This is a genomic window from Micromonospora sp. KC721 (genome assembly GCF_004348355.1).
Classification (GTDB): Bacteria; Actinomycetota; Actinomycetes; order Mycobacteriales; family Micromonosporaceae; genus Micromonospora.
In genome coordinates, this window is the sequence record NZ_SMJY01000150.1 from 1 (window position 1) to 15319 (window position 15319).

Annotated in this window: 14 protein-coding genes; 4 read left to right on the top strand and 10 right to left on the bottom strand. The window is 73.7% G+C overall.

Annotation, left to right across the window (positions count from 1 at the left end; translation table 11 throughout):
* The 3 genes from E1182_RS22235 to E1182_RS22245 all read left to right on the top strand — a co-directional run.
* Positions 1-1130 (top strand): acyltransferase family protein (locus E1182_RS22235; RefSeq protein WP_243706371.1); only part of this gene is annotated, 1130 nt, incomplete at its 5' end.
* Between the two features lie 31 nt (positions 1131-1161).
* Positions 1162-1566, top strand: coding sequence for a DNA-binding protein (locus tag E1182_RS22240; RefSeq protein WP_243706372.1), 405 nt, complete (start codon positions 1162-1164; stop codon positions 1564-1566).
* A gap of 454 nt (positions 1567-2020) precedes the next feature.
* The gene (locus E1182_RS22245) at positions 2021-2386 is read left to right on the top strand and encodes an MmcQ/YjbR family DNA-binding protein (RefSeq protein ID WP_132268496.1); all 366 of its coding nucleotides are present in this window, start codon (positions 2021-2023) and stop codon (positions 2384-2386) included.
* 55 nt (positions 2387-2441) lie between these two features.
* Here E1182_RS22245 and argH read toward each other — a convergent pair whose 3' ends face one another.
* The 8 genes from argH to argC are packed head-to-tail and all read right to left on the bottom strand — an operon-like array spanning position 2442 to position 10840.
* Entirely contained in the window at positions 2442-3905 is a 1464-nt protein-coding gene (gene argH, locus E1182_RS22250) for an argininosuccinate lyase (protein WP_132268519.1), read from the bottom strand.
* Between the two features lie 14 nt (positions 3906-3919).
* Positions 3920-5125 carry an argininosuccinate synthase gene (locus tag E1182_RS22255; RefSeq protein ID WP_132268498.1) on the bottom strand — a complete coding sequence of 402 codons (1206 nt, stop codon included), beginning with the start codon at positions 5123-5125 and terminating at the stop codon, positions 3920-3922.
* Positions 5122-5637, bottom strand: coding sequence for an arginine repressor (locus E1182_RS22260; protein ID WP_132268500.1), 516 nt, complete (start codon positions 5635-5637; stop codon positions 5122-5124). The genes E1182_RS22255 and E1182_RS22260 overlap by 4 nt, the downstream gene beginning before the upstream one ends.
* On the bottom strand, positions 5634-6587 hold the full coding sequence (gene argF / locus E1182_RS22265; protein ID WP_132268502.1) for an ornithine carbamoyltransferase: 954 nt from the start codon (positions 6585-6587) through the stop codon (positions 5634-5636). Before argF ends, E1182_RS22260 begins: the two co-directional genes overlap by 4 nt.
* Complete coding sequence (locus E1182_RS22270; protein WP_132268504.1) at positions 6584-7783, bottom strand: acetylornithine transaminase; 1200 nt, start codon at positions 7781-7783, stop codon at positions 6584-6586. Before E1182_RS22270 ends, argF begins: the two co-directional genes overlap by 4 nt.
* Positions 7780-8664, bottom strand: coding sequence for an acetylglutamate kinase (argB, locus tag E1182_RS22275; RefSeq protein WP_132268506.1), 885 nt, complete (start codon positions 8662-8664; stop codon positions 7780-7782). Before argB ends, E1182_RS22270 begins: the two co-directional genes overlap by 4 nt.
* The gene (argJ, locus tag E1182_RS22280) at positions 8661-9833 is read right to left on the bottom strand and encodes a bifunctional glutamate N-acetyltransferase/amino-acid acetyltransferase ArgJ (protein WP_132268508.1); all 1173 of its coding nucleotides are present in this window, start codon (positions 9831-9833) and stop codon (positions 8661-8663) included. The genes argB and argJ overlap by 4 nt, the downstream gene beginning before the upstream one ends.
* Positions 9830-10840 carry an N-acetyl-gamma-glutamyl-phosphate reductase gene (gene argC / locus E1182_RS22285; protein WP_132268510.1) on the bottom strand — a complete coding sequence of 337 codons (1011 nt, stop codon included), beginning with the start codon at positions 10838-10840 and terminating at the stop codon, positions 9830-9832. The genes argJ and argC overlap by 4 nt, the downstream gene beginning before the upstream one ends.
* 247 nt (positions 10841-11087) lie before the next feature.
* Here argC and E1182_RS22290 point away from each other — a divergent pair, with 247 nt between their 5' ends.
* Complete coding sequence (locus E1182_RS22290; protein ID WP_165942687.1) at positions 11088-12917, top strand: AfsR/SARP family transcriptional regulator; 1830 nt, start codon at positions 11088-11090, stop codon at positions 12915-12917.
* Here the strand turns inward: E1182_RS22290 and E1182_RS22295 are convergent.
* Together E1182_RS22295 and E1182_RS22300 are read right to left on the bottom strand one after the other, a co-directional pair.
* Positions 12887-14731: an ABC transporter ATP-binding protein gene (locus E1182_RS22295; RefSeq protein WP_132268515.1), complete on the bottom strand. Its 1845-nt coding sequence runs from the start codon at positions 14729-14731 to the stop codon at positions 12887-12889. The genes E1182_RS22290 and E1182_RS22295 overlap by 31 nt on opposite strands.
* Complete coding sequence (locus tag E1182_RS22300; RefSeq protein ID WP_132268517.1) at positions 14728-15267, bottom strand: hypothetical protein; 540 nt, start codon at positions 15265-15267, stop codon at positions 14728-14730. Before E1182_RS22300 ends, E1182_RS22295 begins: the two co-directional genes overlap by 4 nt.
* Between the last annotated feature and the right edge of the window lie 52 nt (positions 15268-15319).

A 15319-nucleotide genomic window follows, 5' to 3' on the forward strand; every position in this document is an offset into this window, starting at 1 on the left:
CACCCCCGCCGCCGCCCTCGCCGCCGGCCGCAGCCGGGGGCGACCTGTGCCGGCTCTACGCCGAGGTGCTCGACCGTACCGACGTCACCCCGGAACACAGTTTCGTCGACCTGGGCGGTGACTCCCTGTCGTACGTCGAGATGTCGGTCCGCCTGGAGAACGTCCTGGGTCACCTGCCGCCGAACTGGCACATGATGCCGATCGGCGCGCTGCCCGCGCCCCGTTCCGGCCGGCCGCGCCGTCGGGCACTGGAGACGAGTGTGGCGCTGCGGGCACTCGCCATCGTGCTCATCGTCGGCTCGCACATCCCGCTGTTCACCATCACCGGCGGGGCGCATCTGCTGCTGGCGGTGGCCGGGTTCAATTTCGCCCGGTTCCAGCTCACCGGCGCGGCCCGAACCGACCGGTTGCGGCAGATCCGGGCCGGACTGGTGCGGATCGTGCTGCCCACCACGGCGTGGATCGCGGCGATGCTGGTGGTCACCGACCAGTACCGGCTGAGCACCCTGTTCCTGGTGCACAGCCTGGTCGGCCCGGCCGACGCCCGCACCGAGTGGCACTTCTGGTTCATCGAGGCGCTGGTCTACATCCTGGTCGGGCTGGCGGCCCTGCTCGCCGTACCCGGGGTGGACCGGTGGGAGCGCCGGCACCCGTTCGCCCTGCCGATGACCCTGGCCGGGCTCGGCCTGCTCACCCGGTACGACGTGTTCGGCGTCGACGCCCGGTACGACCTGCCCACCGCGGCCGTGGCGTTCTGGCTCTTCGCGCTGGGCTGGGCCGCCGCCCGCGCCGACGGGGTACGGCAGCGGCTGCTGGTCACCGCCGCGGCGGCGGCCACCGTGCCGGGTTTCTTCGGCCAGCCCGGCCGGGAGGCGCTGATCGTGGCCGGATTCGCGCTGCTGGTGTGGCTGCCCACCGTGCCGAGCCTGGGGCCGGTCAACCGGGTGGCGAGCGTGCTGGCCGGCGGTTCGCTCTACATCTACCTGACCCACTGGCAGGTGTACCCACACCTGCGCGACCTGCCGCTGGTGGCCCTGGTGGCGTCGTTGGCGCTGGGCATCGGGTACGCGGCCCTGGTGAACCGGGTCGGTCGCTGGTTCGCCACCCTCCAATCTTCAACGAGTCGTTGACAACGACACGTTTATGACATCTGATGGGGGCATGGAGCAGTTCACCGCCCCCGACGCCGCCCAAGCCCGCGCCGGGCGCACCTACGCCGCGCTGCACCGGCTCACCGAGCGGCACGCCGGCACCGACGCGCGTCGACGCCGCCACACCAACCCGTACCTGGCCGACCCCTGGGAGGCGGTCGCCGTGGTCACCGCCCTCGCAGCGGGCGGCGCCGAACGGGAGCCCGACGAGGAACCGGTCGACGGCGACGACCTCACCGCCGCGCTGACCCTGCTGCCGCACCTGCGCGCCGAGCTGGACACCCTGGAGGCAGGACTGCTGTCGCTGGCCCGGAACCGCGGGCTCACCTGGCAGGCGATCGCGTTCGGTCTCGGGCTGGGCAGCGCGCAGGCCGCCAAGCAACGATACGAGCGCCTGATCGCCCGCACCACCTGACCGGCCGCGCATTCACGCCCCGGTCCCGTTTGTAAGCGCGCGGTGGGCAACGAGATCGCCCTTCGACGCTTCCTTCATCACGCACAGCAACAACTATCGGTGGGAACGGAAGGCCCTTCACACGCTTTGCTCTGCTGCCACCCACGCGCCAGTCACGCACGGTCACAGTTTGTCCGTCCGCCATCCGCCCGCGATTACCTCATTCGCCCAGCTCAGGGAAGTGGCGCGTAGGGGGCAGCAGAGCAAAGGACCGGCGACGTCCGCTGGCCTTCGTCAGCGCCAGCTACAGCCAGCTACCACCCGCCATCAGCCACTCAAGGTGTTGGATGGCAGGTGGCGGCACGTTGCCCCGCGCTGTCCGCCACACTGGGGCCGGCCTGCGACGGACCGCGCCGGCAGCATCCGGCGCCGCCGATAGCACCAGTGGCGTCGGGAACGGAACCGGGAGGACGCGATGACCCGCGACGAGTTGGTGACGTACTGCCTGGGCCTGCCGGGAGCCTGGCTGGACCGCCCCTGGGAGGAGAGCGAGGTGGCCAAGGTGGGCAGCCGGATCTTCGCCTTCCTCGGCAACCCGGACGAGCCGCCCCGGGTGTGGGTGAAGTGTGGCCCCGACCGGGTGCTGGCCGACGAGTGGCTGCACCGGCACCCGGACGACGCCGAGGTGGCCCCCTACCTGGGCCGGTACGGCTGGAACACGCTGCGGCTCGACGGCGGCATCGGCGACGACGAGCTCTTCGAGGCGGTCGACGCCTCGTACGACGCGGTGGTGGCGAGGTTGCCGAAGCGCGAGCGGCCGTCCGCCGCCCCGCGGCCCTGAACCGGCGACGCGGCGCGCGGGAGTACCCCGCGCGCCGCGACCGGCCGTCACGACCTCAGCGGGGTACGACCCGCTCGGCGGCCCACTCCCGCCAGCCGGCCAGCTTGTCCGCGGCGGCGGCGAGCTGGTCGGCCACCGGGCCGGGGCCGGTGGAGCCGGGGGTGGTCCGGGCGGCCAGTGCCGAGCGGACCGACAGCACGTCCCGCACGCTCGGGTCGAGGTGCTCGCTGACCGCGGCCAGATCGTCGTCGGAGACCTCGTCGAGGGCGCAGTCCCGGGCCACGCAGAGCGCCACCAGCTTGCCGGTGATCTCGTGCGCGTCGCGGAACGGCACGCCCCGGCGGACCAGCCAGTCGGCGACCTCGGTGGCCAGCGAGTAGCCGACCGGCGCGGCGGCGACGAGCCGGTCCACCCGCACCGTCATCGTGGAGATCATCCCGGCGAGGGCGGGCAGCAGCAGCTCCAGGGTGTCGACCGCGTCGAAGGCCGGCTCCTTGTCCTCCTGCATGTCCCGGTCGTAGGTCATGGGCAGGCCCTTGAGCATGGTGAGCACGCTCATCAACCCGCCGACCAGGCGGCCGGACTTGCCCCGGGCCAGCTCGGCGACGTCCGCGTTCTTCTTCTGCGGCATGATCGACGAACCGGTCGCGAAGGCGTCGTCCAACTCCACCCAGCCGAACTCCTGCGACGTCCAGAGCACCACCTCCTCGCCGAGGCGGGACAGGTGCACCCCGATCAGCGCGGTGACGAAGAGGAACTCGGCGACGAAGTCCCGGTCGGCCACCGCGTCCATCGAGTTGGCGAAGGACGTCCGGAAACCCAGCTCCTTGGCCACGGCCACCGGGTCCAGCGGCAGGCCCGAACCGGCGAGCGCCCCCGCGCCCAGCGGGCTGACCGCCGTGCGGTGGTCCCAGTCGCGCAGCCGCTCCAGGTCGCGCAGCAGCGGCTGCACGTGGGCCAGCAGCCAGTGCCCGAAGGTGACCGGCTGGGCGTGCTGGAGGTGGGTCATGCCGGGCGCGGCCGTCTCCACGTGCCGCTCCGCCTGCTCCACCAGGGCCTCGGCCAGCTCGACCAACCGCACCGCCACGCCCCGGGCGTGATCACGCAGGTAGAGCCGCAGGTCGGTGGCGACCTGGTCGTTGCGGGACCGGCCGGCGCGCAGCTTGCCGCCGAGACTGCCGAGCCGCTCCAGCAGGCCGCGCTCCAGCGCGGTGTGCACGTCCTCGTCGTCGACGGTCGGGCGGAACTGCCCGGAGGCGCAGGCCGCCTCCAAGTCGTCCAACGCCGCCAGAATACGGCCCAGCTCATCCGGGTCGAGCAGGCCCGCGCCGGCCAGCACCCGGGCGTGCGCCCGGGAACCGGCGATGTCGTACGGGGCGAGACGCCAGTCGAACTGCACGCTCACCGACAGCCGCGCCAGGGCCTCGGCGGGGCCGCCGGCGAACCGGCCACCCCACAGGCTCGTCCGGTTGGTGGCGGCACTGTTCTCGGTCAGGCTCTTGTCGTCCACGCCGCCTATTGTGGTGGCCACGGTCAGGAACCACCCAACCGGGCGTCCCGCGCGGCGGCCATCTTGCTGGGCAGGCCCCACAGCTGCACGAAGCCCTTGGCGAGCGACTGGTCGAAGGTGTCACCGGTGTCGTAGGTGGCCATGCCGAAGTCGTAGAGGCTGGCCTCGGATCGCCGGCCGGTGACGGTGGCCCGACCGCCGTGCAGGGTCAGCCGCACCTCGCCGGAGACGTGCCGCTGCGCGTCGTCGATAAAGGCGTCCAGGCTGTCCTTCAGCGGCGAGAACCACAGGCCGTCGTAGACGAGCTCGCCCCACCGCTGGTCGACGCTCTTCTTGAACCGGGCCAGGTCCCGCTCGACGGTGACCGCCTCCAGCTCCTGGTGCGCGGTGATCAGCGCGATCGCGCCGGGGGCCTCGTACACCTCCCGGCTCTTGATCCCGACCAGGCGGTCCTCGACCATGTCGAGCCGGCCGACGCCCTGGGCGCCGGCCCGCCGGTTCAGCTCCAGGATCGCCTGGTACGGGGTGACGGTCTCGCCGTCGATGGCGACCGGCACGCCGGCGTCGAAGGTGATGACGACCTCGTCGGCGTCGCGCGGCTCGGCCGGGTCGGCGGTGTACGAGTACAGGTCCTCGATGGGGGCGTTCCAGATGTCCTCCAGGAAGCCCGTCTCGACGGCACGGCCCCACAGGTTCTGGTCGATCGAGTACGGCGACTTGGCCGACACGTCGATCGGCAGGCCCTTCTCCTCGGCGAAGGCGATCGCCTTGTCCCGGGTCCAGGCGAAGTCCCGAGCCGGGGCGACGATCTTCAGGTCGGGGGCGAGCGCGCCCAGGCCGACCTCGAAGCGGACCTGGTCGTTGCCCTTGCCGGTGCAGCCGTGCGACACGATGGTGCCGCCGTGCTTGCGGGCCGCGGCCACCAGGTGCTTGACGATCAGCGGCCGGGACAGCGCGGAGACCAGCGGGTACCGGTCCATGTAGAGGGCGTTGGCCCGGATGGCGGGCAGGCAGTAGTCGGCGGCGAACTCGTCGCGCGCGTCGACCACCTCGGACGCGACGGCCCCGCAGTCCAGGGCGCGCTGCCGGATGGCGTCGAGGTCCTCGCCGCCCTGCCCGACGTCGACCGCGACCGCGATCACCTCGGCGCCGGTCTGCTCGGCCAGATAGGGAATGGCGACGGAGGTGTCGAGACCCCCGGAGTACGCCAGGACGACCCGCTCGGTCATGGTGTGGTGTTCCCTTCAACGTTCTCTTCCCGGCGGGCCCAACCGGCGAGCTGGTCGCCGAGCGCGGCCCCGCCGTCGGCCTCGCGGGCCACGACGAGGATGGTGTCGTCGCCGGCGATGGTGCCGACGACCTCGGGCAGGCCCGCTCGGTCCAACGCGCTGGCCAGGTAGTGGGCTGCGCCCGGCGGGGTGCGCAGCACGGCGATGTTGCCGCTGGAGTCGACCCCGTTGAGCAGCTCACGCAGCAGCCGCACCAGCCGGGCGGGGGCCGCCTCGGCGTCGCGCAACGGCCGGTGGCCGTCCTCGGGGATGACGTACACCGCCCGCCCGTCGCCGCCCCGGGCGGTGACCGCACCCAGTTCCTTGAGGTCCCGCGACAGGGTGGCCTGGGTGACCTGGATACCGTCCGCGGCGAGCAGGTCGGCCAGCTCGGTCTGCGAACGGATCGCCTTGTTCCGGATCAACTCGACGATACGGCCGTGCCGGGCGGCGCGGGTCGACGGCGCGGTCACCCGGTCGTCTTCTTCCCGGCCGTGCGTCCGGACGCCTCCAGCAGGAAGGTCAGCAGCGCCTTCTGGGCGTGCAGGCGGTTCTCCGCCTGGTCGAACACGGCGCTGCGCGGCCCGTCGAGCACCTCGTCGGTGATCTCCTCGCCCCGGTGCGCGGGCAGGCAGTGCAGCACGATGGCCTCCGCTGCGGCATGGCCCAGCAGCGCGTCGTTGACCTGGTACGGCAGGAACGGGGTGATCCGGTCCAGCCCGTCGGCCTCCTGACCCATCGAGGTCCAGGTGTCGGTGGCCACGACGTGCGCGCCGCGTACCGCCTCCACCGGGTCGACGAGCACCCGGACGCTTCCGCCGGTGCCGACGGCGATCTTCTCGGCCCGGGCCACCACGTCCGGCGCCGGCTGGAATCCGGCCGGCCCGGCGACCCGGACGTGCATCCCGGCACTCGCTCCGGCCAGCAGGTACGAGTGCGCCATGTTGTTCGCCGCGTCGCCCAGGTACGTCAGGGTCCGTCCGGCGGTGGCGCCGAACCGCTCCTGGACGGTGAGCAGGTCGGCCAGGAGCTGGCAGGGGTGGTACGTGTCGGTGAGGGCGTTGACCACCGGCACCGTGGCGTGCGCGGCGACCTCGGCGATCCGGTCGTCGCCGTGGGTGCGCAGCACGATCGCCGCGACGTAGCGGGACAGCACACGGCCAGCGTCGGCGAGGGTCTCCCCCCGACCGAAGTGGGTGACCTGGGTGTCCACCACCAGCGGATGGCCGCCCAACTCGGCGATGCCCACGTCGAAGGAGAACCGGGTACGCAGGCTCTGCTTGTCGAAGAGCACGGCCACCGAGCGCGGCCCGGCCAGCGGCTGGAACGCGAACCGGTCGGCCTTCATCCGCGCCGCGATGTCGAGCACCGCCGACTGCTCGGCCGGGGTGAGATCGTCGTCCCGCAGGAAGTGCCGGATCATGCGCTGACCTCCGTCGTGGTGGGCGCGGCGGGAGCCGCCGCGTCGAGGGCGGCGGGGAGGGCGGTGAGGAAGGCGTCGACCTGGGCGGCGGTGAGGATCAGCGGCGGCGCGAGCCGCACCACCCCCGGCTGCACCGGGTTGACCAGGAAACCCGCGTCGCGCAGGGCGGCGGTGACCAGGCCGGAGACCGGGGCGGTGAACACGATGCCGAGCAGCAGGCCGGCGCCGCGTACCTCGGCGACGAGCGGGTGGCCGAGCGCCTCGACGCCTCGACGCAACCGCTCCCCCGTCCGCTTGACGTGGTCGAGCAGCCCTTCGCTGGCGATGGTCGAGATCACCGCGAGGGCGGCGGCACAGCTGACCGGGTTGCCGCCGAAGGTGGTGCCGTGCGAGCCGGGACCGAGCAGGTCGGCGGCCCGACCGAAGGCGAGACAGGCGGCGATCGGTAGTCCCCCGCCGAGCCCCTTGGCCAGCGTCACCACGTCCGGCTCGACGCCCTCGGCCTGGTGGGCGAACCAGTGCCCGGTCCGGCCGATCCCGGTCTGCACCTCGTCGAGGACCAGCAGCGCGCCGTGTCGGGCGGTGATCCGCCGGGCCTCGGCCAGGTAGCCGGCCGGCGGCACGACCACGCCGTTCTCGCCCTGGATCGGCTCCAGGATCACCATGGCGGTGGCGTCGGTGACCGCCGCCTCCAGTGCGGCCGCATCCCCGTACGGCACGTGGGTGACGTCGCCGGGCAGCGGCCGGAACGGGTCGGCCTTGGCCGGCTGGCCGGTGAGCGCCAGGGCGCCCATCGTCCGCCCGTGGAAACCGCCCTGGGTGGCGACCACGTGCCCACGGCCGGTGAGCCGGGACAGCTTGAACGCGGCCTCGTTGGCCTCGGCCCCGGAGTTGGCGAAGAAGACCCGGCCGGGCCGGCCGGCCAGGGCCAGCAGCAGCTCGGCGAGGGCCACCGGGGGTTCGGCGACGAACAGGTTGGAGACGTGCCCGAGGGTGGCGACCTGCCTGGAGACGGCGGCCACCACAGCCGGGTGGGCGTGCCCGAGGGCGTTGACCGCGATGCCGCCGAGCAGGTCGACGTACTCCCGGCCGGCCTCGTCGACGACGACGGCGCCGGAGCCGGAGACCAGCGCCAGCGGCGGGACGCCGTAGTTGTCCATCATGGTCTGGCCCCAGCGCTGCACCAGATTGCTCATGCGATCACCATCGTTCCGAACCCTTCCGAGGTGAAGACCTCCAGCAGCGTGGAGTGGGCGACCCGGCCGTCGACGACGTGTGCGGCGGGCACGCCGCCGCGCACCGCCCGCAGGCAGGCCTCCATTTTCGGCACCATCCCCGACTGCAGGGACGGCAGCAGTTCCGCCAGCTCGTCGGCGGTGATCTCGCTGACCAGGCTGTTCCGGTCGGGCCAGTCGGCGTACAGGCCGGGGACGTCGGTGAGGACGACCAGCTTGCGCGCGTCGAGGGCCACGGCGAGCGCCGCGGCGGCGGTGTCGGCGTTGAGGTTGTGCAGCACCCCGTCGGTGTCCGGCGCGACGGTGGAGATCACCGGGATCCGACCGGCGGCGATCAGGTCGGCCACCGCGGAGACGTCGACCGACTCCACGTCGCCGACCTGCCCGACGTCGACCGGCTCGCCGTCGACGTACGCCGGTCGTCGCACGGCGGTGAACAGACCGGCGTCCTCGCCGGAGAGGCCGACCGCGAACGGGCCGTGCGCGTTGATCAGCCCGACGAGTTCCCGGCCGACCTGCCCGACGAGCACCATCCGGACGACGTCCATCGCCTCGGGCGTGGTGACCCGCAGGCCGCCCTTGAACTCGCTGGCGATGCCGAGCCGGCCCAGCATGGCGGAGATCTGTGGGCCGCCGCCGTGCACCACGACCGGCTTGAGCCCGGCGTACCGGAGGAAGACCATGTCGGCGGCGAAGGCGCGCTGCAGTTCGGGGTCGACCATGGCGTTGCCGCCGTACTTGATCACGACGGTGGCCCCGGAGAGGCGGGCCAGCCAGGGTAGGGCCTCGATCAGCGTCTCGGCCTTGGCCTGGGCCCGGGTGAGGTCCGCGTTGTCGCTCATGTGGAGTAGGCCGAGTTCTCGTGTACGTACGCGTGTGACAGGTCGTTGGTCCAGATCGTCGCCGCGGCGTCGCCGGAGTGCAGGTCGATGCGGATGGTGACGTCCCGGGCGGTGAGGTCCACCTTGGAGCGGTCCTCGGCGGCGGCCCCGGAACGGCACACCCAGATGCCGTTCACCGCGACGTCCACGCCGTCCGGTTCGAAGGCGGCGGTGGTGGTGCCGACCGCGGCGAGGATCCGCCCCCAGTTCGGGTCGTTGCCGAACAGTGCCGTCTTGACCAGGTTGTTCCGGGCCACCGACCGGCCCACCTCCACCGCGTCGTCCTCGCCGGCCGCGCCGACCACCTCGATGGCGATCTGCTTGGTGGCGCCCTCGGCGTCGGCGAGCAACTGCTGGGCGAGATCGTGGCAGGCGGTGGTGACCGCGGCGGTGAGTTCCGCCTCGGTGGGCTCGATACCCGACGCGCCGCTGGACAGCAGCAACACCGTGTCGTTGGTGGACATGCAGCCGTCGGAGTCGATCCGGTCGAAGGTGACCCGGGTGGCGGCGCGCAGCGCGGCGTCGAGGGCCTGCGGCCCGGCCACCGCGTCGGTGGTGAGCACGCAGAGCATGGTGGCCATGGCGGGGGCGAGCATGCCCGCGCCCTTGGCCATGCCCCCGACGGTCCAGCCGCTGCCCGTGGCGACGGTGGTCTTCGGCCGGGTGTCCGTGGTCATGATCGCCTCGGCGGCGGCGGGCCCGCCGTCACGGGCGAGCGCGCGGATCGCGGCGCGTACGCCCGGCAGGAGCTTGTCCATGGGCAGCCGCTCGCCGATCAGGCCGGTCGAGCAGACCGCGACCTCACCGGCGCCGAGCCTCAGCCGGGGGCTGACCGAGGTGAGCGCGGCGGCGGTGTGCTCGGCGGTGGCGTGGGTGTCCTGGAAACCGGCGGGGCCGGTGCAGGCGTTGGCGCCGCCGGAGTTGAGCAGCACGGCGCGGACCACGCCACCGCGGACGACCTGCTGGGACCAGAGCACCGGCGCGGCCTTGACCCGGTTGGCGGTGAAGACGCCGGCGGCCCCGGCGTCGGGGCCGTCGTTGACGACGAGGGCCACGTCGGGGGCCCCGCCGGTCTTCAGGCCGGCGGCGACGCCGGCGGCCCGGAAGCCGCGGGGGACGGTGACGGTCATGGTGCGACTCCGAAGGTCGACAGGCCGGTGGTCTCGGCAAGACCGAGCATCAGGTTGGCGTTCTGCACGGCCTGCCCGGCCGCGCCCTTGCCAAGGTTGTCGATGGCGCTGACCACGATCACCCGACCGGAGTCGACGTCGACGCCGGCCTGGAGGTGGCAGGAGTTCGAGCCGACGGTGGCGGCGGTGTGCGGCCAGGCACCCTCGGGCAGCAGGTGCACGAACGGCGCGTCGGCGTACGCCTCGGCCAGCACGGCCCGCACGGCCCGCGGGTCGGTGTCGCCGGTGGGGACGGCGGTGACGGTGGCCAGGATGCCGCGGGGCATGGGCGCGAGGACGGGGGTGAAGGAGAGGCTGGTGGCCCCGGTGGCCTGCTTGATCTCCGGCACGTGTTGGTGGGCGCCGACCTTGTAGGGCGACAGGTCGCCCATCACCTCGCTGCCGAGCAGGTGTTCCTTGGCGGCCCGGCCCGCCCCGGAGGTGCCGGAGGCGGCCACGACCACCACGTCGGCGGGACGGACCGCGCCGGCGGCGACCAGCGGGGCCAGCGCGAGGGTGATCGCGGCGGCGTAGCAGCCCGTGTTGGCCACCCGGGTGGAGCCGGCGATCAGCTCCCGCTGACCGGGCAACTCGGGCAGGCCGTAGGTCCACTGCCCCGCGTGCGACCCGCCGTAGTAGTTGGCCCAGGCGGCGGGGTCGGCGAGGCGGTGGTCGGCGCCCAGGTCGACGATCCGCACCTCGGGCGGGAGTTGAGCGGCCAGAGCCGCCGACTGGCCGTGTGGCAGGGCGAGGAAGACCAGGTCCGCGTCGGTCAGCGCCGCCGCGTCCGTCTCGCCGAGGACCATGTCCAGCCCGGCGAGCTGCGGGTGTACGACGTCGAGCCGGTGCCCGGCCCGGCTGTGCGCGGTGGTGGCCACCAGGTCGAACTCCGGGTGCCCGGCGACCAGGCGGATCAGCTCGCCTCCGGCGTAGCCGCTCGCCCCGGCGACCGCAACTCGGATACTCATACCTACCTCCGCATGACTATGCAGTGAAGGTTAACAGCAGCGATCGGCTCCTGCAAGGTCATGCAGCCTGGTGCATGGTGATGATCGAGGTGAGGCCAGCCACACCCCGCGTCGCCGGAGCGGCGGCGGACCGGTCAACGTGGCGGCAGCCGCCGGCCCTCGCGGCAACACATCGACTGGCATAATCGGCTGCGCGATGGTGTGGGGTCGGGAGACCGGCCCGCGGGGGCACACGACGGAGGTCGCATTGGCGCTGACGTTCCAGATTCTCGGCCCGGTCCGGGTCTGCCGCGACGGTCGGCCGCTACGCCTGCCCGCCGGCCGCCCCGCCGCCATGCTGGTCACCCTGCTGCTGCACGCCGGCGGCGCGGTGCCGGTCGAGCGGCTGCGCGAGGAGTTGTGGGCCGGGCCGGCCCCGGCGTCGGCGGTGGCGAACCTGCGCAGCCACGCCAGCCAGCTACGCCGCCTACTCGCCACGCCCGACGAGCCGACCAGGTTGCACGCCCAGCACGGCGGCTACCGGCTCCGGGTCGGTCCGGGTGAGCTGGACGCGGCGGAGTTCGAGCGGCTGGCCGCCGAGGGGCGGGCGGCCTGGAGCAGTGGCGCGCCGGATGTCGCGGCGCCACTGCTGGAGCGGGCACTGGCGCTCTGGTCCGCGACGGACCTACCACCGCCGTACGGGCCGGCGACCGCCTCGGCGTTCGACGGGCTGCGCGAGCAACGGGGCGCCGCCCTGGAGGCGTACGCCGCCTGCCGGCTCGACCTCGGCGACCCCGGCAGTTCGGCGCTGCTGGCCTTGCTGCGCGGGCACCTGGCGGAGAACCCGCTGCGCGAGCCGGCCTGGGCGCTGCTGATGACCGCCCAGTGTCGGGCCGGCGACCAGGCCGCCGCCCTGGAGACGTACCGGGCCGCGTGTCGGTCCCTCGCCGGCGAGTTGGGGATCACTCCGGGCCCGGAGCTGACCGACCTGTACCGCGCGGTCCGGCGTCGCGATCTTGGTTCGCCGCCGTCCACGGGCCGCCCGACCGTCCGCGCCCGGGACCGGCCCGCGGGATCGCGGGCCGTGCCGGTGCCGCACGAGCTTCCCTGCTCCACCGCGCCCTTCGTCGGCCGGCACGCCGAGCTGGTCCGGCTGCGCACCGCGCTGAGCGCCGCCCGGGACAGCCCCGTGACCGCGACCGTGTACGGCATGGCCGGCGCCGGCAAGTCGGCCCTCGGGCTGCGGGCGGCGGCCGAGGTGCTGGATGCCTTCCCCGACGGCCAACTCCACCTCGACCTGGGCGGGTCGGTGGCCGGCACGCCGCTCTCCCCCGTCGAGGTGGCGGCCCGGGTGCTGCGCTCGTTGGGGGGCGCCGTGAACGAGGCGGAGCGGGCCGGTCTGGCCGAGGCGCGAGCCCTGGTCCGGTCGCTGCTGTTCGGCCGCCGGGTGCTGCTGGTGCTCGACAACGTCGCCGACCCGGCGCAGGTCGACGGCCTGCTCCCGGTACGCGGCGGATGCGCGCTGCTGGTCACCAGCCGCTGCCCGGTGCCCGATGGGGACGTCCGGCCGCTGCGGTTGGACCCGCTGCCGCCCGGCGATGGGCTGGCCCTGCTGCGAGCCGCCGCCGGGGACCGCCGGGTGGACGAGGAGCCGGAGGCGGCCTCGGCGGTCGTCGCGCTCTGCGAAGGGCTGCCGCTGGCGCTGCGTACCGCGGTCCGCCGGCTCGCCGAGGGCCCACACTGGTCGATGGCGCGGTTGGCCCGGCTGCTGCGCGACGAGCGCTACCGGCTCGCGGAGACCGGGCTGCGCCCCCGGCTGACCGCGAGCTACCGCCGGCTCGGCTGGGCCGCGCCGTTGTTCCGCCGGCTGGGCGGGGCCCGGACCGGGCCAGTCACCGCCGAGCTGGCCGCCTCGCTGACCGGCGCACCGCCCGAGGAAGCCGTACGGGCGCTCGACCGGCTGGTAGCGGCGCAGCTCGTCGAGCCGGCCGGGCCCGGCCGCTACCGCATGAGCGAGCTGGTCCGGCTCTACGCCGCCGAGCTGGCCGCCGTCGAGCAGCCACCGGGTCACATCGGCGCGGGAGCGTCCTCCCGGTAGCCGCGGGCCTGGAGGGTGAAGAGGCGGGCGTATCCACCGCCCGCGGCCAGCAGCTCGTCGTGCCGGCCGCGCTCGGCGATCCGACCGTCGGCCAGCACCACGATGGTGTCCGCGTCCCGGACGGCGTTGAGCCGGTGCGAGATGAGCAGGCTGGTACGTCCGCGGCGCAGCTCGCGCAGCCGGGCGTGCAGGTCGTGTTCGGCCTCGGCGTCCAGGCCGGAGCTGGGCTCGTCGAGGATGAGCAGGTCCCGATCGGCGCGCAGGAAGCCGCGGGCCAGGGCCACCCGCTGCCACTGACCACCGGAGAGCACCACCCCGGCCTGCGGGTCGTCCCGGTCCGGACCGTCGAAGAAGATCCGGGTGAGCAGGGTGTCGTAGCCCCGGGGCAGCGCGGTCAGGGCCTCGTCGGCGCCGGCCTGCCGTGCGGCGGCCCGCAGCCGCCCAGGGTCGTCGCGGGCGGTGAGGTCACCGACGGCGATGTTCTCCGCGGCGGAGAGGTCGTACGGCATGAAGTCCTGGAAGACCGCCCCGAGCCGCTCCCGCAGCGCCGCCGGATCGAACTCGCGCAGGTCGGTGCCGTCCCACCGAATCGTGCCGCGCTCCGGGTCGTAGAACCGGCACAGCAGCTTGACCAGCGTGCTCTTTCCCGCGCCGTTCAGCCCGACCAGCGCGGTGGTCCCACCGGCCGGCAGGAAGAGGTTGACCCCGCGCAGCACCCAGGGGTGCCGGGGCGAGTACCGGAACCACACGTCACGCAGCTCGATGCCGTCGCGCAGCGGCGGCACCGGCCGGGCGTCGGCCGGCACCGGCAGGTCCGGCTCCGACCGGCAGACCTGGTCGTAGTGGTCGAACAGCAGCAGCGCCCGGTGGATCGCGCCGAGCTGGCTGACCAGACCACCCAGCGCCCCCTGCACGCCGGGCACGGCGGCCAGGTAGATCACCACGTCGCCGGGGGTCAACCGGCCGGCGGCGGCCGCCGTCACGGTGTAGACGACACCGGCGCCGGCCACCGCGGCGCCGAGCATCCCGAGCAGTCCCTGGGCCCGAAGCTCGCGACGGTCCAGCCGCTGCTCGACCCGGTGCATGCCATGCAGTTCGTCGAGCATCCGGTCGCCGAAGAACCGGCCCAGACCGAAGAGCCGGACTTCCTTGGCAGCGGGCACGCCCACCAGCAACTGGGCGAAGAACAGGTCGCGCCGCTGGAAGTGCTCCAGGTGCAGCACCATCGCCGCGCGAGCCTGGTTGAGGCGCAGCTGCATCCAGAGCGTGGGCAGTGCCGCGGCGAGCACCAACAGCCCGATCACCGGACTGAGCAGCAGCAGGACGCCGAGGAAGCCGCTGAGGGCGAACAGGCTCTGCACCGCGCCGAGGCCGTTGCCGGTGAGCTGGGTCGGCCCCAGGTGTCCGGTCTGCTGGGCGGCCTGCAACCGGTCCTGGAACTCCGGGTCCTCCAAGCGGACCAGGCCGACCAGCCGCAACACGGCGTCGTGCAGCCGGCGGCGCACCAGCCGGGTCACCGCCCGGTTCCGTTCCTTCTCGACGTACGCGCGCAGGTGCGGCAGCACCACCCCTACCGCGGCGGTGACCGCCAGACCGACGCCGAGCAGGGCCAGCGACGCACCCCCCGCCCGCTCACCGGTGAGCCTGTCCAGCACCAGCTTGGTCAACCCGGCGACCAGCACCGGCGTCAGCCCGGCCAGGACGGCCAGCAGCAGGTCCCCGGCCGTGCCCGCGGGTGCGGCCCGCCAGGTGAGCCCGAGGGCCTGCCGGGCGTGCCGGACGGCCCGACCGGGGGCCAGCCGGGGGCCGGTCACCGCATCACCGGCAGGTCCAGACGGGCGATGCCAAACGCGGTGGACGCGACGATCCCCCGCTCGTCGAGCAGACCGAAGGCCGGAAAGCCCTTGACCCCGAACGCGATCGGCAGCGGGCCGCTGCCCGGCTCGACGAAGACCGTGGCCAGCCCGGCGAACTGCGCCGCGTACGGCTCGGTGTCCGGGCCCTTGCCGACCACCACGACCCAGACGTGCTCCGGCCCGCCCGGCATGGTCCGCGCCCGGTCGATCAGCAGCGGCACCTGCTCCTCGCAGTGCTCACAACTCGGCGTCAGGAACGCCACCAGCGTCATCGGCGGGATGTCGGCGCGGGTGCGCACCTCGCCCTGCACGGTGGTGGAGACGAAGTCGCCGGGGATGGAGCCCACCTCCAGCATCACCTCCGGAGGCTGGGACTGGCGGTCGTTGAGCAGGTCGGTGTGCTCGCGCAGCCGCCGGACCACGCCGAGCAGCAGCACCAGGTTGAGCAGGCCGAGCGCGGCGACGAGGACGACGGCGACGGTCAACAGCGCCATGAGGGCTCCTTCGGGTAGCCGGGCGGAGGGTCAGGGTCGGTTCGCCGGGCGG

Coding starts and splice junctions, on each gene's coding strand:
- E1182_RS22270 (WP_132268504.1), bottom strand. CDS start 7,783: ATGAGCAATCTGGTGCAGCGCTGGGGCCAGACCATGATGGACAACTAC.
- argJ (WP_132268508.1), bottom strand. CDS start 9,833: ATGACCGTCACCGTCCCCCGCGGCTTCCGGGCCGCCGGCGTCGCCGCC.
- E1182_RS22245 (WP_132268496.1), top strand. CDS start 2,021: ATGACCCGCGACGAGTTGGTGACGTACTGCCTGGGCCTGCCGGGAGCC.
- argB (WP_132268506.1), bottom strand. CDS start 8,664: ATGAGCGACAACGCGGACCTCACCCGGGCCCAGGCCAAGGCCGAGACG.
- E1182_RS22300 (WP_132268517.1), bottom strand. CDS start 15,267: ATGGCGCTGTTGACCGTCGCCGTCGTCCTCGTCGCCGCGCTCGGCCTG.
- E1182_RS22240 (WP_243706372.1), top strand. CDS start 1,162: ATGGAGCAGTTCACCGCCCCCGACGCCGCCCAAGCCCGCGCCGGGCGC.
- E1182_RS22255 (WP_132268498.1), bottom strand. CDS start 5,125: ATGACCGAGCGGGTCGTCCTGGCGTACTCCGGGGGTCTCGACACCTCC.
- argC (WP_132268510.1), bottom strand. CDS start 10,840: ATGAGTATCCGAGTTGCGGTCGCCGGGGCGAGCGGCTACGCCGGAGGC.
- argF (WP_132268502.1), bottom strand. CDS start 6,587: ATGATCCGGCACTTCCTGCGGGACGACGATCTCACCCCGGCCGAGCAG.